Below are 23,831 nucleotides of genomic sequence, written 5' to 3' on the forward strand. Positions count from 1 at the left end.
GCCCCTTGCAACCGGAGGCCCCCTGCCACCGGCGCACGGGTCGCGCTATGGTTGCCGGCCTGCAGGAGCAGATTCGGGAGTGGAAGATGACGGTCTATGCGGGTCCGGTGTTCGAGATGGCGACCAATCAGTTCAACGTGATTGCCGACCATCTTGGCATCCCAGCCGACGAGCGCGACCGGCTGCTGCTTCCCAAGCGCGCGATCACCGTCTCGTGTCCGATCCACAAGGACGACGGCACCATTGCCGTCTATGAGGGGTATCGCGTCCAGCATCTCCTGACCATGGGGCCGACCAAGGGCGGTACCCGCTTTGCGCCGACCGTCGACATCGGCGAGGTTGCGGCACTCGCGATCTGGATGAGCTGGAAATGCGCGCTGGTCGGTCTGCCCTATGGCGGTGCCAAGGGCGGCGTCAATGTTGACCTGTCCAAGCTGTCGAAGCGTGAGCTCGAATCCCTGTCCCGCCGCTACATGCAGGAGATGATCCCGTTCGTCGGCCCGCACACCGACGTGATGGCGCCGGATATGGGCACCAACGAGCAGGTGATGGCGTGGTTCATGGATACGTACTCCATGTATCAGGGCCAGACCGTGACCGAGATCGTCACCGGCAAGCCGGTATTCTCCGGCGGCACGCTCGGCCGCCGCGAGGCGACGGGGCGCGGTGTCGCCCACGTCTCGCGCCGGGTGATGGACGTGCTCGGCATCGATCCCGCCAAGTCGAGCGTGGTGGTGCAGGGCTTCGGCAATGTCGGCTCCTATGCCGCGCTCGGCTTCCACCAGATGGGCATGAAGGTGATTGCGGTCAGCGATCATACCGGTGCGCTCCACGACCCGCGCGGCCTCGATATCCCCCAGCTGATGGCGCATGCGAGCAAGCACGGCAGCATCGCCGGCTTCTCCACCGAGCTCGCGTTCGACCCGAACGAGATCCTGACGCTGGCCTGCGACATCCTGGTGCCAGCGGCTGTGGAGCGCGTGATCGACGCCAAGGTGGCGGCGAACCTGAAATGCCGCGTCATTGCCGAGGCCGCCAACGGCCCGACCACGCCGGATGCCGATCTGGTGCTCGACCAGCGCCGCAAGGAGATCTTTCTCATTCCCGACATCCTCTGCAATTCCGGCGGCGTCATCGTCAGCTACTTCGAATGGGTGCAGGATCTGCAGCAGCTGTTCTGGGAGGAGGAGGAGGTGATGCGGCGCGAGTACCAGATCCTCGACCGCGCCTTCGAGAAGATGGTGAACCGGGCCAAGGCCGACGACGTCCCGCACCGGACTGCGGCGATGGCGATCGGCGTCGAGAAGGTGCGCAACGCCAAGAACACGCGAGGGCTGTTTCCGTGATCACCGGTCTCGACCACGTCGTCATCCTGCTCGAGGACATCAAGGCCGGCAGCGCCGCGTTCGAGACGCTGCTGGCGCGCAAGCCGTCCTGGCACAATTCGGGCGAGGGCGCCGACCGCGTCCTGTTCACGCTCGACAATATGAGCCTGGAGCTGATGGCGCCGGCGGGACAGAGCCCCGCCGCCGATCGCATCCGCAACGTCATCAAGATCTGGGGCGAGGGCCTCGCCAGCATCTGCTTCGCCACCAACGACATCGGCAAGATGCATCGGCGGCTGGAGCGCGTGGCGCTGAAGCCGGACCCGATTGCCGAGGTCGACAACACCGACCGCGTCTCGGGTCAGACGTTGCACTGGAAGCGCACCCGCGCGATGACGGATCTGACGCGTGGCGTGCGCATGTTCTTCCTGGAACTCAGCCAGCCGCGGCCGCCGTCGGAGAAGACCGCGGACTCCGCGGTGCTCGGCCTCGACCACATCGTGGTCTCGACCGAGGACCCCGAGCGTGCCGCCGCGCTGTATGGCGCGCGGCTCGGCCTGGACATGGCGCTCGACCGCAGCCATCAGGAATGGGGCCAGCTGATGTTCTTCCGCTGCGGCGACCTGATCGTCGAGGTGGTGAAGCGGCCGGTCGCCGGCAACGACAAGGCGAACGACAAGCTGTGGGGCCTGAGCTGGCGCGTCGCCGACATCGAAGCGACCCGCGCCAGACTGCTTGCCGCCGGGCTGCAGGTCTCCGAGCCGAGGGCGGGCCGCAAGCCCGGCACGCGGGTGATGAGCCTCTATAGCGGCGCCTGCGGCATTCATACGCTGATCCTGGAGAAGACGCCGCGCGCGGCGGAGTGAGGCGGTTAGGTTCGGCGTATGAGGCTGCTCGTACCCCGCGCTGCGCACCAAATCGAAGCCTGCCCCTGTCCTCAGGCCGCACACTTTGACCCTCACCCAGAGGAGCCCGCCGAAGGCGGGCGTCTCGAAGGGCGAGGCTGAGGGCCTCATGGTTCGAGACGCGCCTGCGGCGTTCCTCACTATGAGGGTGGAAATCGCAATGTGCCTTTCCAGTGCGTGCATGGCTGTTGTTTCTGGCGATACACGGCCGCCCGGGCGAACGATCCTGTTCATTTGTTGCTCCGTCATGCCCGGGACGAGCCCGGCCAAGACGGCGTGGAGCGAGACGAGCGCATAACGGCCTCCCAGCGCGCGTGAGAAGGATGCCCATTGCGAAGTCGGCTGCATCCCAGGGCGGCGGCAAGTGATATAGATTGACGCAGTTCTCGGAGCCGTTCTCGCCAATGATGTCGCTGTCTGATCCCGCTGCCGCTGTGCTTCCGCGCCGCGTGTTCATGCTCGGCGCGACCGGGACGATCGGCCGTGCCACGGTGCGCGCGCTGGTCGCGCGCGGGCACGAGGTGGTCTGCTTCGTGCGTCCGCACAATGACACGATGGCGATCCCCGCCGCGACCGTCAGGATCGGCGACGTCACCGATCCTGTCTCGCTGGCGCGCGACGGCTTTCGCGGTGAGCGCTTCGATGCGATTATGTCCTGCATGGCCTCGCGGACCGGCGTGCCGCGGGATGCCCAGGCAATCGACTATCAGGCCCATGTGAACGCGCTGACTGCAGCAGGTCAGGCCGGTGTCACGCAGTTCGTGCTGCTGTCCGCCATCTGCGTGCAGAAGCCGCTGCTCGCGTTTCAGCAGGCCAAGCTGGCCTTCGAGGCGCAGCTGATGGCGGCAGGCCTGACCTATTCGATCGTCCGCCCCACCGCGTTCTTCAAGTCGCTGTCGGGGCAGGTCGCACGCGTGCAGCAGGGCCGTCCCTATCTCGTGTTCGGCGACGGCCGTTTGACCGCGTGCAAGCCGGTCAGTGACGCCGATCTCGGCGACTATCTCGCCGGCTGTCTCGATGACGAGAGCCGCTGGAACAAGGTTCTGCCGATCGGCGGCCCCGGACCTGCGATCACGCCGCTGGAGCAGGCGGAGCATCTGTTCGCGCTGCTCGGCCGCAAGCCGAACATCCGCCGCGTGCCGGTGGCGCTGCTCGATCTCATCATCGGAGGGCTCGACGTCGCCAAGCGGATCGTGCCGTCGCTCGCCGACAAGGCGGAGCTCGCCCGCATCGGCCGCTACTACGCGACGGAATCGATGCTGGTGCTCGACCCCCTCACTGGCCGCTACGACGCCGATGCTACGCCGTCGACCGGATCGGAAACGCTGTTCGACTACTACGCCAAGCTGATCCGCGGCGAGGCCGAGGCGGAGCGCGGCGACCACGCGGTGTTTTGAAGTCTCCGTCGAAGTGATGGTCATCCATCTCTCCGGTCGTCATGGCCGGGCTTGACCCGGCCATCCATCACTCTTCGCAAGAAGATGGATGCCCGGGTCAAGCCCGGGCATGACGAGCAACTGATTGAATTGCCGTCGCATGATCTCCCTTGAGGCACCGTCATTGCGAGGAGCGCAGCGACGAAGCAATCCAGCGTCGCGAGCGCGGCCCTGGATTGCTTCGCTTCGCTCGCAATGACGGCGGTGAGGCATGGAATCTCTATCTCGCGGCGCGCTTTCGCGTCCGAGCTTTGCTGTTCGTCCTGCCCTCTCCTGAGAAGAGGGCACGGGGAATGCCGGGCGCTGGCCGCACCCATGGCCCGCCTGCGGAAAAAATGCAGGCGGCAGGAACCACAGGTTCAGCCGAGAACACCCGGCATTCCCCGCGCGATGGTCTAACGGCTGCTTCGCGATCTCCCCGGTGCGCCGGGCTTTCTGGCCACCGTATCGCGACAATGCGCTTGCGCGCATTGCGCTGGACACCAGCATCGGGGTGTCAGGACCACGCGACTTGACCGTGCGCATCGCTGCCGTTCGTCCGGGTGGAAACCCACGCCGCAGCACCAACACGCCCACCGCATCCCGCCTCGACGTTCGTGACGACCGCGAAGCGTCCCTCTTGTGAGACGGGATCGGGATATACAATCATAATTTCTGGAAAAAAGAAAGTAATTTTTTGCAGCTGGACGGACTGGAAGGGTGATGTCCTTGAGCTGGTTCCTGAACAATCTGTTTTGGCGCACGTCGAATGGCCCAACACGGCGGTGCAGGTGAGGGATCGTGTTCTGCAATTCGCCGCAGCGAAGTTCTTAGAGAGTTCGTCATTCCGGGGCATTCGCGCGCAAAATGGCGTAGCCATTTTGGAACAGCGCGAATGAGCCCGAAATCCATAGCCACGGAGCGATGTCGTCAGGCGAGCTGGCAACTCCGTGCATGCCTCACACGGCATCCTGTGGTTATGGATTCCGGGCTCGCGCTGCGCGCGCCCCGGAATGACGCCGATCCGAATGGCTGGCGATATCGGCTCGGGACCGAGCGCATTCGGGGAGCTACTGCGATCTTCCTTACCCCTCGACCACACACGGCACGCTCGCAAACCCCCGAAACCGCACTCGCCCGCCACGCACCGGCTCGCCCGCGAGCTGATAGTTCGGAAACCGGCTGACAAACCGCGAGATCGCCACCGCGCCTTCCAGCCGTGCCAACGCCATCCCCGCGCATTGGTGCGCGCCGGTGCCGAAGGCGAGGTGGCGGTTGGCGGGGCGGGTGATGTCGAAGCGCTCGGGATCGTCGAACTGGGCGGGGTCGCGATTGGCGGCGCCGATGCACAGGGTGATGGACGTGCCTGCTTCCAGGCCAACGCCGCCGAGTTCGACCGGCTCGGTCGTCATGCGGTTGCCGAGCTGGTTGGAGCTTTCATAGCGCAGGATCTCCTCGACGGCGGTGCGGATCAAAGCGGGGGTCTCGATCAGCTTCCTGCGCTCGGCCGGATGCTGGCACAGCAGCACCAGGCCGTTGCCGATGAGATTGGTCGTGGTCTCGTGTCCTGCATTGAGCAGGAAGATGCAGTTGTGCAGCAGCTCCTTCGCGCTCAGCCGCTCGCCGTCGGCCTCGCCCTGGATCAGCCGCGTCAGCACGTCGCGCTCGGGATTGCCGGGAGCCGCGCGCCGGCGGGCCACCAGGGTTTCCAGATAGGCCAGCATGTCGCCGACGGCCTGGTTGCCGCGGGCAAACTGCTCCGGCGTCAACACCGGCTCCAGGGCGCCGAGGATGGCGAGCGACCAGTCGCGCAAGGGTCCGCGCTCCTCATGCGGCACGCCGAGCAGATTGCCGATCACCTCGATGGGGATCGCCGCGGCGAAATCCTCGATCAGCTCGAAGTGCTCCTTCGCGGCGATTCTCTCCAGCAGCCCGTCGACCAGCGTGATCAGCGCCGGCTCCATCTCGGCGATGGCGCGCGGCGACAGCGCACCCATGATCAGGCGGCGCACGCGCGTATGCGCCGGCGGATCGTTGAAGACGAGGCTCGTGGTGTGGTGCTCGTACAGCAGTGAGTCGCCGTATTTCGGCGCGAACTCGCGCGTCTTGTCCGACGAGAACGTCTTCGTCGCCTTGTAGGCGGTGACGAGGTCGTCATAACGGGTGAGAAAGTAGGAGCCGCTGCGCATCCGCTTGACCGGGGCGTGCTGGCGCAGCGCGCGATAGGTCGGGTAGGGGTCGGCGTAGAACTCCGGCGTCAGGCTCTCGAGGTCGAAGCTGGCGGCGAGCGCCGTGTCGTCGGTCATCCCTGGTCCTCCCGGCCGATTCTGGTTTGTTGCTGCGACCGTCGCACGGCCGGGCGCGGAAGAAAATCCGCCGGGCGGTGTGAGCCCGCATCTCCACCACCGGGGCGTGCCGCAGATCCGCCTTGTTGTAGAGGTATAAAATTGCCTTCGGCGCAGTCGTTTCTCTCCTGCAATTTCAGGGACTTGACCGCCGAACCCTGCTGCGACGCGGCATATTTCTTGACATCAATCAAGTGAGTATTTACTCACGGGCGATGTCCAGTTTGCGCATGACAAGCGATCTCCGAAGGCAGCTGATCCTCGGTGCAGCCAAGCGCTGCTTCGCACGTCATGGCTATGCGGGCACCACCACCAAGAGCGTCGCGGCGGCGGCGGCCATCTCGGAAGCGTTGCTGTTCAAGCATTTCCCGTCGAAGGCGGCGCTCTATGCCGAGATCCTCACCGAGCAATGCGAGGCCGATCCGGATTTCGAGCTGCTGCTCGGACAGGAACCTTCCACCGCCACACTGGTCAGGATGATGGCCGGGATGGTCCGGCATTTTCTCAGCATCGCTGACGGCCCCAACGACGAGGAAGAGCAGCGGTTGCGGCTGATGGCGTCGAGCCATCTCGACGATGGCGAGTTTGCGCGGCTGCTCTATGTGAAGATCGATGATCTGATCGGCGCCAAATTCGTTAACTCTCTGGAAAGCGCCGTCGCGGCTGGTGATGCCTTGCCATCAGCGGCGGCGCCCCGCGACCTGTTCTGGTTTGCGCATCACACCGTATTGATGGCGGCCTTGACCCGGCTTCCCTCGACCCCGTGTCTGGCTTATGGAACCGCTGAAAGCCTGGAGCGCCAGCTCAGCCAGTTCATCCTGCGCGGCATCGGAGTGACCGACGCCGCCATTGCGTACCATCTCAATCACGAATTGTCGCAACCTCCGGCCCGGCCGGCGACGGCAGAAAGTGCATGACATGAACATTGCGACGGAACCCAAGCTCTCAGGCCAGCCGATCGACGACAAGCCGCGCAAGCGCACCCGCCCGGTGCTGTGGTTCATCATCGTCGGCACTCTGCTCGCGGCGCTGGTCGGCGGCTTCGTGTGGTTCAACATGTTTCGCGACAAGATGATCGCGCAGTTCTTCGCCAACATGAAGCCGCCGCCGCTCAACGTGACCGCCGCCACGGCGTCGACGGAGACCGTGCCGAACCTGTTGACCGCCGTCGGCGACCTCGCCGCCGTACACCAGGTCAACGTCACCTCGGACGCCTCCGGCCGCATCACCGAGATCATGTTCATGCCGGGCACGACGGTGAAGCAGGGCACGCCGCTGGTTCAGCTCTACGACGCGCCGGAGCAGGGCGATCTCGCCAACTACAAGGCCCAGGTCACGGTGGCGCAGCTCTCGCTGGACCGCGCCAAGCAGCTGGCGTCGCGCCAGTTCGGCCCGCAGGCAACCGTCGACCAGGCCCAGGCTGCCTACGACCAGGCGCAGGCGGGCGTCGCCAAGACCGAGGCGCTGATCGCGCAGAAGCTGGTGCGCGCGCCGTTCGACGGCGATCTCGGCGTCCGCAAGGTCGAGGTCGGCCAGTATCTGTCGGCCGGCACGCAGATCGTGTCGCTCACCGATTTGTCGCAGCTCTGGGTCAACTTCACGGTGACCGAGAAGGACAGTGGCCAACTCAAGGTCGGGCAGACCGTGCGCATCGGCGTCGATGCCTATCCGGGCAAGACCTTCGAGGGCAAGATCACCACCATCGAGCCGCAGATCGCGACCGACACGCGCAACATTCGCGTGCAGGCGACGATCGCCAATCCCGAGCACATCCTCAAGCCCGGCATGTTCGCCACCACCACGGTGGTGCTGCCGGACAAGCCGCCGGTGCTGACGGTGCCGGAGACCGCGGTCGACTACACGCTGTATGGCGACTCCGTGTTCGTCATCAACGAGAAGAAGGCCGACGACGGCAAGGTCACGCTGACGGCCGACCGCACCTATGTGCAGACCGGCGACCGCATCAACGGCCGGGCGGTGATCCTGAAGGGCCTGAAGGAAGGCGACCGCGTCGTCGCCGTCGGCCAGCTCAAGATCCAGTCGGGCGCCGCGGTTGCGATCTCGACCGATCCGCCGCCGCCGGTGCCGGCGAAGCCGCCGCGCTACTGAGCGAACCTCTGAGTCAATGCCGGGCCGCCGCGAGCAGGCGGCCCGTTCGGTCCTCACCTGACGTCTGCTGACGGGATAGCCGCGATGCGTTTCACCGATATCTTCATCAAGCGCCCGGTTCTGGCGCTCGTGGTCAGCATGCTCATCCTGCTGCTCGGCCTGCGCGCCGCGTTCGAGCTGCCGATCCGGCAATATCCGAAGCTGTCGAACACAGTCGTGAACGTCACGACCGTCTATCCCGGCGCGTCCGCCGACCTGATCCAGGGCTTCATCACCACGCCGCTGGAGCAGGCGGTCGCCTCGGCCGAAGGCGTCGACTACATCACCTCGTCATCGGTGCAGGGCACCAGCACCATCCAGGTGTTCGTGAAGCTTAACTTCGATCCGAACCAGGCGCTCACCGAGGTCCTCGCCAAGGTGAACTCGGTCCGTTACCTGATCCCGAAGGAATCCAACGACCCGATCGTCACTAAGACCACGGGCCAGACGACCTCGGTGATGTATCTCGGCTTCTCCAGCGAGGAGCTGTCGGGCTCGGCCATCTCCGACTATCTGACGCGCGTCGTTCAGCCGGTGTTGTCGACCGTCGACGGCGTCGCCGCGGCCAACATCCTCGGCGGCCAGACCTTCGCGATGCGCATCTGGCTCAACCCGGAGAAGATGGCCGGCCGCAACGTCTCGCCGACCGATGTCGCGCAGGCGATCGCCGCCAACAACTTCCAGTCCGCCGCCGGCCAGTCCAAGGGCTACTTCATCGTCTCCAACGTCACCACCAATACCGGCCTGACCGACGTCAACCAGTTCAAGCGGATGATCGTCAAGGCCAAGGACGGCGGCTTCGTCCGCATGGAGGACATCGCGACCGTCGAGCTTGCGGCGCAGAGCACCGACGCCAGCGTCGCCTTCAACGGCGAGCGGGCGATCTTCATCGGCGTCGACGCCACGCCGCAGGGCAACCCGCTCAACATCGTCAAGGGCGTGCGCGCGCTGTTCCCCGACCTCGAGCGCAATCTGCCGCCGTCGATGAAGATGAAGGTGGCCTACGACTCCACCAAGTTCATCCAATCCTCGATCGACGAGGTCGAGCACACGCTCGGCGAAGCCGTGCTGATCGTCATCGTCGTCATCTTCCTGTTCCTGGCATCGCTGCGCTCGGTCATCATCCCCGTGGTGACGATCCCGTTGTCCTTGATCGGCGTCTGCACGCTGATGCTGGCGCTCGGCTTTTCCATCAACCTGCTGACGCTGCTCGCCATGGTGCTCGCGATCGGCCTCGTCGTCGACGATGCGATCGTGGTGGTGGAGAACATCCATCGCCATCTGGAGGAGGGCAAGACACCCGTCCAGGCGGCACTGCAGGGCGCGCGCGAGATCGTCGGCCCGGTCATTTCGATGACGATCACGCTCGCCGCCGTGTACGCGCCGATCGGCTTCCTCGGCGGCCTCACCGGCTCGCTGTTCCGCGAATTCGCCTTCACGCTCGCGGGCTCGGTCATCGTGTCCGGCGTCATCGCGCTGACGCTGTCGCCGATGATGTGCTCGGTGCTGCTGAAGAGCGCCGATGAGGGCCGCTTCGCGCGGCTCGTCAACCGCGTGTTCGGTTCGATGACCAACTGGTACGGCCGCCAACTCGACCGCTCGCTCGACTACCGTCCGGTGACCGGCCTGTTCGCGCTGACGATCCTCGGCCTGGTCGGCTTCCTCTATATGCACACCGCCAAGGAACTGGCGCCGGAGGAGGATCAGGGAATCGTGTTCTCGATCACCAAGGCGCCGAAATACGCCAACATCGACTACATCAATTTCTACACCGACAAGGTCGACAAGGCGTTCGCGAAGTTTCCCGAGACCGACCTGCGTTTCATCCTGAACGGCATCCAGGGGCCGCAAGGCGGATTTGCCGGCATGCTGCTGAAGCCGTGGGACGAGCGCACGCGCTCCTCGATCAAGCTGAAGCCGCTGGTGCAGGCGGAGCTCTCCAAGATCGAGGGCATCAATGCCTTCGCCTTCAACTTGCCGGCGCTGCCGGGCGGCCCCGGCGGTCTGCCGGTGCAGATGGTGATCAGCTCGACCAGCGGCTTCCGGGCCGTCTATGAGCAGATGGCCAAGCTCAAGGACGCCGCGCGCAAGAGCGGCATCTTCATCGTCTCCGACAGCGACCTCGACTTCAACCAGCCGGTGGTGAAGGTCTGGATCAACCGCAGCAAGGCCAGCGATCTCGGCATCACCATGCAGTCGATCGGCAACACGCTCGCCGTGCTGCTCGGCGGCAACTACATCAACCGCTTCAACCTCGAGGGCCGTTCCTACCAGGTGATCCCGCAGGTGCCGCGCGACAAGCGGCTGTCACCGGAATCGCTGTCCGGCTACTACGTCGCGAGCGCGGCCGGCCAGCAGGTGCCGCTGTCGACGGTCGTCAACATCGAGACCGCGACCGACCCGAACTCGCTGACGCATTTCAACCAGCTCAACTCGGCGACCTTCTCGGCGGTGCCGATGCCCGGCGTCACGGTCGGCCAGGCGGTCGACTTCCTGGAGAAGCAGGCCAAGAATCTGCCGTCGGGCTTCAGCCACGACTATCTCGCCGACGCCCGCCAATATGTGCAGGAAGGCAATCAGCTCGCCATCACCTTCGGCTTCGCGCTGATCATCATCTTCCTGGTGCTCGCGGCGCAGTTCGAGAGCCTGCGTGATCCGCTGGTCATCATGATCAGCGTGCCCATGGCGATCGTCGGCGCGCTGATCCCGTTGTTCTTCGGGCTTGCGACGATGAACATCTACACCCAGGTTGGTCTGCTCACGCTGGTCGGCCTGATCACCAAGCACGGCATCCTGATGGTGGAGTTCGCCAACGAGCTGCAGCTGAACGAAGGGATGGATCGGCGCAGGGCGATCGAAACCTCGGCGCGCATCCGCCTGCGGCCGATCCTGATGACGACGGCGGCGATGGTCACCGGCCTGATTCCGCTGCTGACCGCCTCGGGCGCCGGCGCCGCCAGCCGCTTCTCGATCGGCCTCGTCGTCGTCGCCGGCATGTCGATCGGCACGCTGTTCACGCTGTTCGTGCTGCCGGCGGTCTACACCGTCATCGCCACCGACCACCAGGCCGCCGCCAAGTCGCAGCGCGCCAAGGAGATCGCCCAGTTCGATGCCGAGCCGGATCACGCGGTGAAGGCGGCGTAAGCGAACGCTCGTCCAGCACATCAAAGGCGGCTGCCCTGGCAGCCGCCTTTTTGTTTTTGGCAGTCTCTCAACATCCTCGCTGTCGTCCCGGCGAACGCCGGGACCCATAGCCACAGTCCGTGGTGTGAGGCAGGCGTGGAGTGATCTTCTCGCGCAACACGACCGACGGTGGCGATGGGTCCCGGCTCGGAGGCCGGGACGACGGCGGAGGGTGAAGCGCCGGCGTTGCCTTACTCCTCCTGCTGCGGATCCAGCGCGTCGCGCAGGCCGTCGCCCAGCAGATTGAGCGAGAGCACGACCAGGAAGATCGCAAGCCCCGGCCAGATCGCCATCCACGGCGCGTTGGTGAGGAAGCGCTGGGCGGCGTTGAGCATGCTGCCCCAGGACGGCGCCGGCGGCTGCTGGCCCAGCCCCAGGAACGACAGCGCGGCCTCGGCGATGATGGCGGCGGCGACCGACAGGGTCGCCTGCACCAGCAGCGCCGGCATGATGTTGGGCAGGATGTGCCGGACGGCAATCTGCAGATCGGTGTCGCCGACGCTGCGCGCGGCCTCGACATATTCCTCGACCTTGACACTCAGCACCTCGCCGCGGGTGAGCCGGACGAAGATCGGGGTCGCCGAGATGCCGATCGCGATCATCGCGTTGCCGAGGCTCGGCCCCAGGAATGCAGCCAGCGCGATCGCCAGGATCAGGAACGGGCAGGCCAGCATCGCATCGGTGATGCGGCTGATCAGGGCATCGATGAAGCCGCCGCGATAGCCCGCGATCATGCCGATCGGCACGCCGATCGCCAGCGCGATGACGACGGAGATCGCGCCGGCCATCAGCGAGGCACGCGCGCCATAGATGACGCGGGCCAGCACGTCGCGGCCGAGATCGTCGGTGCCGAACCAATGCGCCGCCGAGGGCGCTTTCCGCACCAGCGCCCAGCTCGTCTTGATCGGATCGTAGGGCGCCACCAGCGGCGCTGATACCGCGAGCAGGATGAAGGCCGTGATCAGGCCGAGCCCGACCATGGCTCCCCGGCGCTTGACCAGGCGGGGCCAGGTGCGCTGGATCGGCCGCTCGAGCGGGGCAAGGGTGCGGATGCCCGGTGCTGACAGCGTGGTCTCTGCCATGTCAGCTCCTCAAGCGCGGATTGACGAGGACATAAGCGAGGTCGGCGATCAAATTGAGCATGATGTAGACGGTGGCGGTGACCAGCACGACGCCCTGCACGACGGCGTAGTCGCGGTTGAACACGGCGTCGACGATCAGCTTGCCGAAGCCGGGAATCGAGAAGATCTGTTCCGTCAACACCGCACCTGACAACAGCGTGCCGAGTTCGAGCGCGCCGAGCGTGATCACCGGCGTCAGCGCGTTGCGCAGCGCGTGGCGCAGGATGACCTGGCGCTCGGAGATGCCCTTGGCGCGCGCGGTGCGGATGTAGTCGCTGCTCAAGACCTGCAGCATGGCGCTGCGGGTATGGCGCATCAGGATCGCCGCGATGGCGTTGCCGAGCACGAAGGCCGGCATGATGGTGGCGGCGATGCTGGCGCGCCAATCCTCCGCCAGCGAGACATAGCCGGAAGCGGGCAGCCAGCCGAGCTGGATCGAGAACACGAAGATCAGCATGATGCCGAGCCAGAAGTTCGGCGTCGAGATGCCCCAGAGCGCGAACAGATTGGCGGCGTAGTCCCATCCTGTGCCGCGCTTCACAGCGGAGATGATGCCGGCGGGAATGCCGATCAGGAACGCGATCACGATCGCCATTGATGCGAGCTGCAACGTCACCGGCAGCTTCTGCAGGATGAGATCGCGCACCGGCATCTTGATGCGGAGCGACTCGCCGAAATCGCCCGAGAGCACGCCCTTGATCCAGTAGCCGTACTGGACGGGCAGGGGCTGGTCGAGGCGATACTGCTTGCGGATCTGCTCGATGACCGCGGGATCGCGCTCCTCGCCGGCCATCACGAGGGCGGGGTCGCCGGGCAGCAGCTGCTGCAGCGAGAAGATCAGGATCGAGACGAAGATCAAGGTCGGGATGATCTGGGCGAGGCGGCGGGCGAGGAAGGTCAGCATGGGATCTGCCTCGCTTGCTGCCACCTCGCTCCCCGTGCGGTAGGATTATCGCAGGTGATGAGCGGAGTTTTGCGCCCGCCTGTCTCCGCGTCGTCATGGCCGGGCCTGTCCCGGGCATGACGGAGGACCGAGTGCTCGCCTCTCTCGCCAATTTGGCGCTCACTTCAGCTTCAGTCCGACCACGCGCACCAGGCCATCCGGCATCTGCTTGTAGCCCTCCAGCTTCTTGGTATGCGCGATCAGGATGCGGCGGTGGTAGAGGTAGAGGATCGGCTCTTCCTCGATCTCGAGCTTGGCGAGCTTCTCGTACAGCGCCTTGCGCTGCGCCATGTCGGTGATGAGTCGGGCGTCGTCGAGCGCCTTGTCGGCCTCCGCATTCTCCCAGACGCTGTAGTTCTGCGGCGCGTTCTTCTTCATGAACAAGTAGCTGTTGCCGTCGGGATCGATGCGCCCACTCCACGACAGCATGAAGGCCTGATAGTCGCCGGCCTCGGCCTGCTTCAGCGAGGTCGCGAACTCCGTCACCCGGATCTTCATGTCGAAGCCGGCCTCGGCGGCCATCGACTGCACGACCTGGGCGACCGCCTCGGTCTCGGCGCCCTTCGACACCAGGAAGTCGACCGCGACCGGCGGCGTGACGCCGGCCTCCTTCAACAGCGCCTTCGCCTTCTCGACGTCGCGGGCGCGGATCGGGAAGGCCTTCTGATAGTAGGGATGCGAGGGATTGACCCACTGGTTGCCCGGCATGAACTCGCCGTTGAACACCACCTGGTTCAGCGCCTCGCGATCGATCGAGAGGTCTAGTGCCTGCCGCACCTTCGCGGACTGGCTCAGCGGACCCTTGGCCTTGTCCTTGCCGATGTTCAGCGTGATGCCCTGATAGCCGAGCTCGATCGCGGTCGACAGCGCGAGCTTGGAATCGGCGCGTACGTCCTTGATGTCGGTCGCGAGCACGCGCTCGATCAGGTCGAGCCCGCCGGACTTCAGATTGGCCAGCCGCACCGTGGCGTCGACGATCGGCTGGTAGACGATCTTGTCGATGAAGACGTTGTCCTTATTCCAGTAGTCGGCGAACTTCTCGAACACGATGCGGTCCTGCTGGACGCGCTCGACGAATTTGTACGGACCGGCGCAGACCGGCCGCAGGCCGAACTTGTCGCCGGCCTCCTTGGCGGCCTTCGGCGACACCATCATGCCGGCGCGGTCGGTGAGCTGCGCGATCAGCGGCGAGAACGGCGCCTTCAGGACGAGCTTGATGGTCAGGGGATCGACGACGTCGACGTGATCGACCGACGCGAGCTCCGGCTTGCGGAACGAGCCGGGGAAGGTGAGATGGCGATCGATCGAGAATTTCGCGGCCTCGGCATCGAACGGCTCGCCGTCGTGAAACTTCACGCCCGGCCGCAGCTTGATCGTGACCTCCTTGCCGTCGGCGGAGGTCTCGTGCGACAGCGCCAGTTGCGGCACGATGTTGAGCTTCTCGTCGATGTCGAACAGCTTGTCGCAGGTTGCGGCGAAGACGATGCGGCCGACATAGGTGCGGGCCATGGTCGGATCGAGCACGTCGGGGTCCTCGGCTAAGCCGATGCGCAACGTGGTTTGCGCCTGAGCAGTGGCCGCGCAAGAGGCCATGAGAACAGCCGCGAGAGCGGCCAAGCACCAGTTCTTTCTCAGCATACGAAGTCCCCTACGAAATGCAGCCAGTGTCGTTGCACCATCCATACCAACCCCGGTCAGAGGCGGTCCTTCCGGAACTCAAGTCGGGTTCGCGAGCGCCGCCGTGATGCCGGCATCGATCGTGGCGCGATCGGTGACGCCGGCCGGATTGTCGCGGGTCGGCATGAACTGCCGGAACACCGCCCAATGCTTGCGGCTCACGCCTTCCAGCCGTTCGAGCTCGCTGAGCGGATCGGGATGATCGTCGACGCGCAGGTCGAGCTCCGACCATTCGTCCTTGCCGTGGATCAGCAGCGCCGCCGATTGCCTGCCGCGCTTGTCGCCACCGGCGGCCTCGCCGGCCTTCATCGCAGCGATCAGGCGCTGCGCGAAGGGCAGGGCGGTGTTGGCAAGATAAGCGTTCGCGGTTTCGTTCAACACTTGCGGGCCGGCCAGCATGTTGCCGGCGATCGAAAACCCCTGGCCTTCGAGATGGCCGCACCAGTCGATGCAGTCGCGGCCGGTATGGGCGGCGATCTGGCCGTTGATATCCAGGATGTGGATCTGCCGGCTCTCCCGCCCAGGATCGCCTGAGGTCAGCAACTGCACAATCTCGCGCGGGTGGCGGCCATCGCGCAGCAGCGTCGCGCCGTCGATGCCGTAGTAGGGATTGACGAGGGCCTGCGTGGCGATGCCGCCGCGGCCGGCGACGATGAACGGCACGCGTGCGCCGACGGCGAAGAAGCGGGTGGCGACAGCGATGCCGATCCGGCCGGTGGTGTCGTCCTTGGCAATGATCGACCAGGTCATCGTCGGCCCTCAGCGTCCCGCGGCGTAGCCCTGCATGCCCCTGGGATTGGCGGCGGCGCGGCGGCGGCGGCCGACGCGCGAGGCGGCGGTGAGACGACCTTCCGACCAGTCAGGGCCGACCTCGACGACATGGCCGCGGCGGCGCAACTCTTCGACGGTCGCCTTCGGCACGCGGCCCTCGACCACGAGGACGCCGGGGCGCGCGGTGCGCGGCCAGAACGAGATCGGGAAATGCTCGGAGTGCCATGCGGGCGCGTCGATCGATTCCTGCAGGTTCATGCCGGCATGGACGTGGCGCAGGAAGAACTGCGTGTTCCACTGGTCCTGCTGGTCGCCGCCGGGCGAGCCCCAGGCGACGTAGGGCTCGCCGTCGCGCAGCGCCATGGTCGGCGACAAGGTCGTGCGCGGCCGCTTGCCGGGCACCAGCGCCGCCGGATGATTTTCTTCCAGCCAGAACATCTGCGCGCGCGTGCCGAGGCAGAAGCCGAGTTCGGGGATGACGGGCGAGGATTGCAGCCAGCCGCCGGAGGGCGTCGCCGAGATCATGTTGCCGTCGCGGTCGATGATGTCGAAATGCACGGTGTCGCCGCGCACCTCGCCGAAGCGGCCGACGGTCGGCTCGCCCGAGCCCATCGCGCCGACGGCCTCGCGATTGCCTTGCGCCTCGCGCAGCTTCACCTCGGCGCCGTAGCCGTCGAGCTTGCCGGGCCGCAGCTCCAGCGAGGCCTTGTCGGTGATCAGCTTGCGCCGCTCGTCGTTGTAGGCATCCGACAGCAGCGTCTCGATCGGGATGTCGGCGAAGTTCGGATCGCCGTAGAACGCCTCGCGATCGGCGAACGCCAGCTTCGCAGCTTCGATCTGCCAATGGATGAAATCGGGTCCGGTCGGATCGAGGCCGTCGAGCGCAAAGCCCTTGAGCAGCGCGAGCTGCTGCAACAGCACCGGGCCCTGGCTCCAGACGCCGGCCTTGCACACGGTGTAGCGGCCGTACTGATAGGTCAGCGGCGCCTCGATGGTCGGCTGCCAGCGCGCCATGTCGTCGGCCGTCAGCACGCCCTTGTGGCGGGATCCCGAGACGTCCATGACCTCCTGAGTCCGGCAGAAGCGGTCGATCGCTTCGGCGACGAAGCCCTGCGACCACGCCTTGCGCGCGCGCTCGATCTGCGCATCGCGATTCTCCCCGGCGCTCTCGGCTTCGCTGAGGATGCGCGCATAGGTCTCGGCCAGCTTGGGATTGGTGAACAGCGTGCCCGGACGCGGCACCTCGCCGTTCGGCAGATAGAGCGCGGCCGAGGTCGGCCAATGCGTCTTGAACAACTGTTCGACGGTCTGGATCGTTGCCGAGACGCGCTCGACCAGTGGATAGCCGTCGCGGGCGTAGGAAATCGCCGGCTCCAGCACGTCGCGCAGCCGCATCGTGCCGTAGTCGCGCAGCAGCATCATCCAGGAGTCGAAGGTGCCGGGAACGCAGGCCGCGAGCAGTCCGGTGCCGGGCACCATGTCGAGCCCTTCGCGCTTGTAGTGCGCGATGGTGGCGCCAGCCGGTGCAGGTCCCTGGCCACAGATCACCTCGGTGCGCCCGCGCTTCACGTCGTGCAGGATGATCGGCACGTCGCCGCCGGGGCCGTTGAGATGCGGCTCGACCACCTGCAAGGTGAAGGCGGCCGCGACACCGGCGTCGAACGCGTTGCCGCCGCGCTCCAGCATCGCCATGCCGACGGCGGTGGCGAGCCAGTGCGTGGAGGTGACGACGCCGAAGGTGCCGTCGATCTCCGGGCGGGTCGTGAAGGGATCGGGATTGATGAAGCTCATGGCGCCCTTTGATCTGTGTAGTTAGTGGTAGTCATTGCGAGCGATAGCGAAAATCCAGGGCCCAGGATGACGCCCCTGGATTGCTTCCGCCTTCGCCCGATGGGCTTCGGCGGACACGTCGTCGCTTTGCTCCTCGCAATGACGACTTCATTCAGAGTTCGCTTCACGCAACCGATGCGGTCGAAACGGCCGTCGCTGCCGGCTGGTTCACTGCATGGCAGGCGACGCCGCCGATCAGCTCCGGCGACTTCTGCCGGCACAGATCGAACGCGAGCGGACAACGCGGATTGAACGTGCAGCCGGACGGCGGATTAATCGGGTTGGGGATCTCGCCCTTCACCGGGATGCGCTGGCGGCCGGACATCGACAGATCCGGCACCGCGCCGAGCAGCATCTTGGTATAGGGCATGCGCGGATCGTTGAAGAGCTGGCGCCCTTCCGCGATTTCGACGATGCGGCCGAGATACATCACGCCGATGCGGCTCGCCATGTGGCGGACGACCGCGAGATTGTGGCTGATGAACAGGTAGGTGAGACCGAACTTGTCCTGCAGGTCGCGCATCAGATTGAGAATCTGCGCCTGCACGGAGACGTCGAGCGCCGAGGTCGGCTCATCGCAGACGATGAACTCGGCCTCGGAGGCGAGCGCGCGCGCGATCGCGACGCGCTGGCGCTGGCCGCCGGAGAATTCGTGCGGAAACTTCTGGCCGTCGTCGGGATGCAGGCCGACCAGGGTCAGCAGCTCGCCGACGCGATCCTTGATCTGGCGTTCGCCCTCGATGACGTTGAAGGCGCGGATCGGCTCGGCGATGATGGAATCGACGCGGAAGCGCGGGTTGAGGCTGGCGTAGGGATCCTGAAACACCATCTGGATGCGCCGGCGCAGCTTGCGCCGGACCTGCGCCTGACGCGCCTCGCTCATCGACACGCCGTCGATGATGACCTCGCCGGAGGTCGGCGCCAGCAGCCCGACCACCATGCGCGCCACCGTGGTCTTGCCGGAGCCGGACTCGCCGACCAGCGCGAACGTCTCACCCTTCCGGATGCCGAAGCTGACGCCGTCAACCGCCTTCAAAAACTCCTGCGGCTGGCGCTCGATGACGCGGTTGAGCCAGGGCTTCGAGACGTCGAACACCCGGCGCAGATCCTTGACCTCGACGAAATCGCTCATGCCGCGGTCTCCGTCGCGCGATCATATAGATGGCAGGCGACCGCCTGGGTACCCTGGCGCAGCGGCTCTGGCCGGTCGATGCGGCAGCGGTCGAAGGCGGCGTTGCAGCGCGGATTGAACGAGCAGCCCGGTGGGATCGCCGACAGCCGCGGCATCGAGCCCGGGATTTGCACCAGGCGCTTGTCCTCGCCGGCGAGCGTCGGGATCGCGCCCATCAGGCCCTTGGCGTAGGGATGCAGCGGGTTCTTGATGACTTCCTGCACCGGGCCGATCTCGGCGACGCGGCCGGCATACATTACGGCGACGCGGTCGCAGGTCTCGGCGATCACGCCCATGTCGTGGGTCACCAGCATCACGGCGGTGCCGTGATCGCGGCCGAGCCGCTTTATCAGCGAGATGATCTGCGCCTGCACGGAGACGTCGAGCGCGGTGGTCGGCTCGTCGGCGATGATCAGCTCCGGCTCGGCGCAGAGCGCGAGCGCGATCACGACGCGCTGGCGCATGCCGCCGGAGAATTCGTGTGGATAGCCGTCGATGCGCTTCTCGGGCGCGGGGATGCCGACCTCGGCAAGCAGGTCGATGGCGCGCTTGCGCGCCTGCTGGTCGGTGAGATTGGTGTGGGTCTTGATGGTCTCGATGATCTGGTCGCCGACGCGGTACAGCGGATTGAGCGAGGTCAGCGGGTCCTGGAAGATCATGCCGATGCGCTTGCCGCGCACCTTGCGCATCTCCTCCGGCGGGAGGTTGTCGATGCGCAGGCCCGACAGCAGGATCTCGCCGCCGGAAATGCGGCCGGGGCGGTCGATCAGGCCGATCACGGCCAAGCCGGTGACCGACTTGCCGGCGCCGGATTCGCCGACGACGCCGAGCACCTCGCCCTTGGCGATGTCGTAGGAGACGCCGTCGATCGCGCGCAAGGTGCCGCGCCTGGTCTCGAACTCGACCTGCAGATTGCGCACGGACAGAACGGGGGCGGTCATGAGGTTGAGACCTTCATACGCAGGAGCAGGGTCATCGCAGTTTCGGGTTGAGCGCGTCGCGCAGCCAGTCGCCGAGCAGGTTGATCGCGAGGATCAGTCCCGCGAGCGCGATGCCGGGGAAGGCGACGATCCACCATTCGCCGGCGAACAGATAATTGTTGCCGATCCGGATCAGGGTTCCGAGCGAGGGCATCGTCTCCGGCATGCCTGAACCGAGGAACGACAAGGTGGCCTCGGTGATGATGGCGAGCGCCAGATTGATGGTGGCGATGACCAGCACCGGACCCGTCGTGTTGGGCAGCACGTGGCGCAGCATGATCACGGGCGCGGGCAGGCCGATCAGTTGCGCGGCGGCGACATAGTCCTTGTTCTTCTCGACCATCACCGAGCTGCGCACCGTGCGCGCATATTGCACCCAGAAGGAGAGGCCAATGGCCAGGACCAGAACGATCAGCATGCTCAGCCAGTCCAGGCGATTGCCGGAGACCGACTTGGCGATGCCGTTGACCAGAAGCGCGATCAGGATCGGCGGGAAGGTGAGCTGGACGTCGGCGATACGCATGATCACGGTATCGACGCGGCCGCCGAAATAGCCGGCGATCAGGCCGAGCGCGATGCCGAGGGCACCGGAGAACAGCACGCCGAGGATGCCGACGATCAGCGAGATGCGCAGGCCGTAGAGGATGGCCGAGAGCACGTCGCGGCCCTGCTCGTCGGTGCCGAGCAGGAACGGGCTCTGGCCGTCGGCGGTCCACAGCGGCGAGATCCGCGAGTTCAACAGCTGCAACTGCGCCGGATCGAACGGGTTCTGCGGCGACAGCAGCGGCGCGAAGATCGCGAGCAGGAAGAACAGCAGCGTGATGACGGCCGCGATCACCGTGAGCTTGGAGCGGCGGAACGAATAGAACAGGTCGCTGGCGAGCGCGCGCTTGAGCCAGCCATCGGGAGCTGCGCGTGGCGCCTCGACGGGAGCGGGGTGGGGGACGGCGGCGTCGCTCATGATCAGGCCGGACGGCTGATGGTCGTGCGCAGGCGCGGATCGACCACGGTGTAGAGGATATCAACCACGAGATTGATGGTGACGAAGATCAGCGACACCATCATCAGATAGGCCGCCATGATCGGGATGTCGACGTTCTGCACGGCCTGCACGAACAGCAGACCCATGCCCGGCCATTGGAACACCTGCTCGGTGATGATCGAGAACGCGATGACGGAGCCGAACTGCAGGCCGACCACGGTGATGACCGGAACCAGCGTGTTGCGCAGGGCGTGGCCGAAATGGATGGCGCGGGTGGTGAGGCCGCGGGCGCGGGCGAAGCGGATGTAGTCGGTGCGCAGCACCTCGAGCATCTCGGCGCGGACGAGGCGCATGATCAGGGTCATCTGGAACAGGCCGAGCGTGATCGAGGGCATGATCAGCGCCTTCCAGCCGGACAGGGTGAACAGGCCTGATGACCACCAGCCGAGCTTCACGACGTCGCCGCGGCCGAACGAGGGCAGCCAGCCCAGCGTGACCGAGAACAAATAGATCAGCAGGATGCCGATCAGGAACGTCGGCAGGGAGATGCCGATCAGGGACACCATCTGGAACAGCTTGGCCATCAGGGAGTCGCGGCGCAGCGCGGAGAACACGCCCATCAGGATGCCGAAGAACAGCGACAGGATGGTCGCGCAGATCGCAAGCTCCAGCGTCGCGGGCATCCGCTCCTTGAGCAGATCCGAGACCGGCTGCCGGAACTGGTAGGACACGCCGAACTTGAACTGGGCCGCATTGTAGAGATAGCGGCCGAACTGCACGATGAAAGGATCGTCCAGACCCAGGGATTCGCGGATGCTGGCACGCTCCGCGGCCGAGGCATCGATGGCGACCAGCTGGTTCACCGGATCGCCGGCGAAGCGGAACATGGCGAACGAGATGATTCCGACGGCGATCATCACGCCGATGGCCTGGATCGCTCGGCGAAGCGCGAAGGCGAGCATCTGATCCCTTCTGGACTTGAAAGACGCGGCGGCGGGTAGCACCTGCCGCTGGAAATGAAAAGTCCCGAAAAGCAGTTCTGCTTTCCGGGACTCGTGGTCGTCTGGCGAACTACTCGGTCTTGGTGGCGAGGAACAGCAGCACGGCGTTGTCGGCGCGCAGCGGGATCTTCACCTTCTTCGACACGCCCCAGGCCACGGCCTGCTGGTGCAGCGGAATGTAGCCGTAGTCCTTGATGCCGATCTCGAAGGCCTGCTTGATCATCTGGTTGCGCTTGGCGGTGTCGGTCTCGACCAGGACCTTGTCGGTGAGCGCGTCCAGCTCCTTGTTGCAATAGTTGCCGAGATTGGCTTCACCGCGGGTCGGATCCTTCGGGTCCTCGCGGCAGCCCATGATGTCGTGCAGCACGTTGTGCGGGTCCATCGAGGACGGCGTCCAGCCGAGCAGGAAGAACGAGGTGTTGTAGCCGCCCGGCTTCAGCACCTTGGCGAAGTACTGCGCCTTCGGCTGCGCGTTCAGGTTCACCTTGACGCCGATGCGGGCGAGCATGCCGACCACGGCCTGGCAGATCGCCGCGTCGTTGACGTAGCGATCGTTCGGGCAGTCCATTCCGACCTCGAAGCCATCCGGATAGCCGGCCTCGGTCAAGAGCTTCTTGGCTGCGTCCGGATCGAATTTGGGCCGTGTGAACTCCTTCGACAGCGGGAACAGCTCCGGCGCGATCATCAATGCCGACGGCGTCGACAGGCCGCGCATGACGCGCGTCTTGATCAGCTCGACGTCAACGGCCTTGTAGAAGGCCTCGCGGACGCGGACGTCCTTGAACGGGTTCTTGCCCTTGACGCTGGAGTAGAGCAACTCGTCGCGGTTCTGGTCCATGCCGAGGAAGATCGTGCGCAGCTCCGGTCCCTTCAGGACCTGTGCGTTCGGGCTGGAATCGACGCGGCCGATGTCCTGCACGGGAACCGGCTCGATGATGTCGACCTCGCCGGACAGCAGCGCCGCGACGCGCGTGGCGTCGGAGGAGATGGTGGTGAACACGATCTCCTTCAGATTATGCTCGGGCTTGCCCCACCAGTTCGGATTGACCTTGAACACGGTCTTCACGCCGGGCTGATGGCTCTCGATGATGAAGGGGCCGGTGCCGTTCTCGTGCAGCGCGGCGTAGCTCGGCGTGGTTGCCGACACCGGCGTCGGCGCGACGGAGTTGTTCTCCTCGCACCACTTCTTGCTCATGATGTACCACGTGTCCCACTGCGAGATCAGGATGGGATTGGGCGCATCGAGCTTCACGTCGACCGTGTAGTCGTCGACCTTGATGAATTTTGCGTCTGGCGGGACGTTGGAGAGGAAGTTCGAGCCGGTGGCGCGGACGCGCTCGGCGGAGAAGATCACGTCGTCAGCGGTGAAGGGTTCGCCATTGTGGAACTTGACGCCCTTGCGCAGATGGAAGCGCCAGCGAGTTGGCTCGGGCGTCTCCCAGCTTTCAGCCAGCGCGGGGATGATCTTGAGATCCTTGTCGCGCGCGGTCAGTCCTTCATAGATGTGGGCATGGTGCGCAATCGTGGTCGATTCCTTGAAGGTGTAGGGATCGAGCGACTTCAGGGTGCCCTGGTTGGCATAGCGCAGGGTCTGGGCCGAGGCCGGCAGCCCGGCAAGGCCGACGAATGCGACGGCCGCCGCGATGAGCAGGGATTTGCGTCCCGACATATGTTCAAATTCTCCGCGTTTGACGCTTGTTTTCTCGGCAGGCGCGATTTGATCCGGCCGGCCTTGCTTCGAAGTTCGTGATGTCAGAGGCGCCTCTTGCACGAACTTCAAGAAGCAACAGGACGCCGAGCGATGTGCTTGCAAGTCTGATGCCGCGCCGGAATGACTGATCCCGAAGCCTTGTACCGAAGCCTTGGCCGTTCGAAGGCTTCGGCTTGGCGGTGCGCTGGAGGACCCGCGGCACGTCGATCTGACGATGTTGCCAGAATTCGGCGGCGGCACACAAGTGCAGTTTGTTTAAGCCTAAACGATATGGTTAGTCCCCGAGCCCTGGATGTGCAGCGCACGCGGGACTCGACCGTCGC

General features: G+C 65.4%; 17 protein-coding genes. 6 read left to right on the forward strand and 11 right to left on the reverse strand.

What is annotated here, in order from left to right; all coding sequences use genetic code 11:
• The first annotated feature begins 86 nt into the window (after positions 1-86).
• From QX108_RS20820 to QX108_RS20830, 3 genes are all read left to right on the forward strand, one after another.
• Complete coding sequence (locus QX108_RS20820) at positions 87-1,346, forward strand: Glu/Leu/Phe/Val family dehydrogenase (protein ID WP_172134150.1); 1,260 nt, start codon at positions 87-89, stop codon at positions 1,344-1,346.
• Positions 1,343-2,191, forward strand: a complete 849-nt coding sequence (locus QX108_RS20825; RefSeq protein ID WP_315782654.1) for a VOC family protein — start codon at positions 1,343-1,345, stop codon at positions 2,189-2,191. The genes QX108_RS20820 and QX108_RS20825 overlap by 4 nt, the downstream gene beginning before the upstream one ends.
• 494 nt (positions 2,192-2,685) lie before the next feature.
• Positions 2,686-3,627 (forward strand): NAD(P)H-binding protein, encoded by a 942-nt coding sequence (locus tag QX108_RS20830; RefSeq protein ID WP_315782938.1) that lies wholly within the window; start codon positions 2,686-2,688, stop codon positions 3,625-3,627.
• A gap of 1,103 nt (positions 3,628-4,730) precedes the next feature.
• Here QX108_RS20830 and QX108_RS20835 read toward each other — a convergent pair.
• A complete protein-coding gene (locus tag QX108_RS20835) occupies positions 4,731-5,951 on the reverse strand; it encodes a cytochrome P450 (RefSeq protein ID WP_315782652.1) in 1,221 nt (406 codons plus the stop codon).
• Between the two features lie 269 nt (positions 5,952-6,220).
• Here QX108_RS20835 and QX108_RS20840 point away from each other — a divergent pair, with 269 nt between their 5' ends.
• From QX108_RS20840 to QX108_RS20850, 3 genes are all read left to right on the forward strand, one after another.
• Positions 6,221-6,907: a helix-turn-helix domain-containing protein gene (locus tag QX108_RS20840; RefSeq protein ID WP_315782936.1), complete on the forward strand. Its 687-nt coding sequence runs from the start codon at positions 6,221-6,223 to the stop codon at positions 6,905-6,907.
• A gap of 1 nt (position 6,908) precedes the next feature.
• Complete coding sequence (locus QX108_RS20845) at positions 6,909-8,099, forward strand: efflux RND transporter periplasmic adaptor subunit (protein WP_315782650.1); 1,191 nt, start codon at positions 6,909-6,911, stop codon at positions 8,097-8,099.
• 84 nt (positions 8,100-8,183) lie between these two features.
• A complete protein-coding gene (locus tag QX108_RS20850; protein WP_315719129.1) occupies positions 8,184-11,282 on the forward strand; it encodes a MexW/MexI family multidrug efflux RND transporter permease subunit in 3,099 nt (1,032 codons plus the stop codon).
• Positions 11,283-11,512: 230 nt separating this feature from the next.
• Here the strand turns inward: QX108_RS20850 and QX108_RS20855 are convergent, their stop codons facing one another.
• The 10 genes from QX108_RS20855 to QX108_RS20900 all read right to left on the reverse strand — a co-directional run bounded on the left by QX108_RS20855 (position 11,513) and on the right by QX108_RS20900 (position 23,466).
• A complete protein-coding gene (locus tag QX108_RS20855) occupies positions 11,513-12,343 on the reverse strand; it encodes an ABC transporter permease (protein WP_409998540.1) in 831 nt (276 codons plus the stop codon).
• Between the two features lie 61 nt (positions 12,344-12,404).
• Positions 12,405-13,346, reverse strand: a complete 942-nt coding sequence (locus tag QX108_RS20860; RefSeq protein WP_315719131.1) for an ABC transporter permease — start codon at positions 13,344-13,346, stop codon at positions 12,405-12,407.
• Between the two features lie 159 nt (positions 13,347-13,505).
• The gene (locus QX108_RS20865) at positions 13,506-14,978 is read right to left on the reverse strand and encodes an ABC transporter substrate-binding protein (RefSeq protein WP_315782646.1); all 1,473 of its coding nucleotides are present in this window, start codon (positions 14,976-14,978) and stop codon (positions 13,506-13,508) included.
• A 123-nt stretch (positions 14,979-15,101) separates the two neighbouring features.
• On the reverse strand, positions 15,102-15,812 hold the full coding sequence (locus tag QX108_RS20870) for a DUF1028 domain-containing protein (RefSeq protein ID WP_315782644.1): 711 nt from the start codon (positions 15,810-15,812) through the stop codon (positions 15,102-15,104).
• A 9-nt stretch (positions 15,813-15,821) separates the two neighbouring features.
• Positions 15,822-17,624, reverse strand: coding sequence for a gamma-glutamyltransferase family protein (locus QX108_RS20875; RefSeq protein WP_315719134.1), 1,803 nt, complete (start codon positions 17,622-17,624; stop codon positions 15,822-15,824).
• Between the two features lie 163 nt (positions 17,625-17,787).
• Positions 17,788-18,795, reverse strand: a complete 1,008-nt coding sequence (locus QX108_RS20880; RefSeq protein WP_315782642.1) for an oligopeptide/dipeptide ABC transporter ATP-binding protein — start codon at positions 18,793-18,795, stop codon at positions 17,788-17,790.
• A complete protein-coding gene (locus QX108_RS20885) occupies positions 18,792-19,775 on the reverse strand; it encodes an ABC transporter ATP-binding protein (protein ID WP_315719136.1) in 984 nt (327 codons plus the stop codon). Before QX108_RS20885 ends, QX108_RS20880 begins: the two co-directional genes overlap by 4 nt.
• Positions 19,776-19,806: 31 nt before the next feature.
• Positions 19,807-20,775 carry an ABC transporter permease gene (locus QX108_RS20890; protein ID WP_315782640.1) on the reverse strand — a complete coding sequence of 323 codons (969 nt, stop codon included), beginning with the start codon at positions 20,773-20,775 and terminating at the stop codon, positions 19,807-19,809.
• Between the two features lie 2 nt (positions 20,776-20,777).
• Complete coding sequence (locus QX108_RS20895) at positions 20,778-21,758, reverse strand: ABC transporter permease (protein ID WP_315719138.1); 981 nt, start codon at positions 21,756-21,758, stop codon at positions 20,778-20,780.
• Between the two features lie 109 nt (positions 21,759-21,867).
• Entirely contained in the window at positions 21,868-23,466 is a 1,599-nt protein-coding gene (locus QX108_RS20900) for an ABC transporter substrate-binding protein (protein WP_315719139.1), read from the reverse strand.
• Positions 23,467-23,831 lie beyond the last annotated feature (365 nt).

Origin of the sequence: Bradyrhizobium sp. SZCCHNR1002, assembly GCF_032381435.1 — a bacterium.
In the GTDB taxonomy this organism is placed as follows: Bacteria; Pseudomonadota; Alphaproteobacteria; order Rhizobiales; family Xanthobacteraceae; genus Bradyrhizobium; species Bradyrhizobium aeschynomenes.

What these genes read in the sequence shown, in the direction of transcription:
- QX108_RS20820 (WP_172134150.1), top strand. Translation starts at nt 87, where the DNA reads ATGACGGTCTATGCGGGTCCGGTGTTCGAGATGGCGACCAATCAGTTC.
- QX108_RS20830 (WP_315782938.1), top strand. Translation starts at nt 2,686, where the DNA reads ATGCTCGGCGCGACCGGGACGATCGGCCGTGCCACGGTGCGCGCGCTG.
- QX108_RS20835 (WP_315782652.1), bottom strand. Translation starts at nt 5,951, where the DNA reads ATGACCGACGACACGGCGCTCGCCGCCAGCTTCGACCTCGAGAGCCTG.
- QX108_RS20840 (WP_315782936.1), top strand. Translation starts at nt 6,221, where the DNA reads ATGACAAGCGATCTCCGAAGGCAGCTGATCCTCGGTGCAGCCAAGCGC.
- QX108_RS20845 (WP_315782650.1), top strand. Translation starts at nt 6,909, where the DNA reads ATGAACATTGCGACGGAACCCAAGCTCTCAGGCCAGCCGATCGACGAC.
- QX108_RS20850 (WP_315719129.1), top strand. Translation starts at nt 8,184, where the DNA reads ATGCGTTTCACCGATATCTTCATCAAGCGCCCGGTTCTGGCGCTCGTG.
- QX108_RS20860 (WP_315719131.1), bottom strand. Translation starts at nt 13,346, where the DNA reads ATGCTGACCTTCCTCGCCCGCCGCCTCGCCCAGATCATCCCGACCTTG.
- QX108_RS20865 (WP_315782646.1), bottom strand. Translation starts at nt 14,978, where the DNA reads ATGGCCTCTTGCGCGGCCACTGCTCAGGCGCAAACCACGTTGCGCATC.
- QX108_RS20870 (WP_315782644.1), bottom strand. Translation starts at nt 15,812, where the DNA reads ATGACCTGGTCGATCATTGCCAAGGACGACACCACCGGCCGGATCGGC.
- QX108_RS20875 (WP_315719134.1), bottom strand. Translation starts at nt 17,624, where the DNA reads ATGAGCTTCATCAATCCCGATCCCTTCACGACCCGCCCGGAGATCGAC.
- QX108_RS20880 (WP_315782642.1), bottom strand. Translation starts at nt 18,795, where the DNA reads ATGAGCGATTTCGTCGAGGTCAAGGATCTGCGCCGGGTGTTCGACGTC.
- QX108_RS20885 (WP_315719136.1), bottom strand. Translation starts at nt 19,775, where the DNA reads ATGACCGCCCCCGTTCTGTCCGTGCGCAATCTGCAGGTCGAGTTCGAG.
- QX108_RS20890 (WP_315782640.1), bottom strand. Translation starts at nt 20,775, where the DNA reads ATGAGCGACGCCGCCGTCCCCCACCCCGCTCCCGTCGAGGCGCCACGC.
- QX108_RS20895 (WP_315719138.1), bottom strand. Translation starts at nt 21,758, where the DNA reads ATGCTCGCCTTCGCGCTTCGCCGAGCGATCCAGGCCATCGGCGTGATG.
- QX108_RS20900 (WP_315719139.1), bottom strand. Translation starts at nt 23,466, where the DNA reads ATGTCGGGACGCAAATCCCTGCTCATCGCGGCGGCCGTCGCATTCGTC.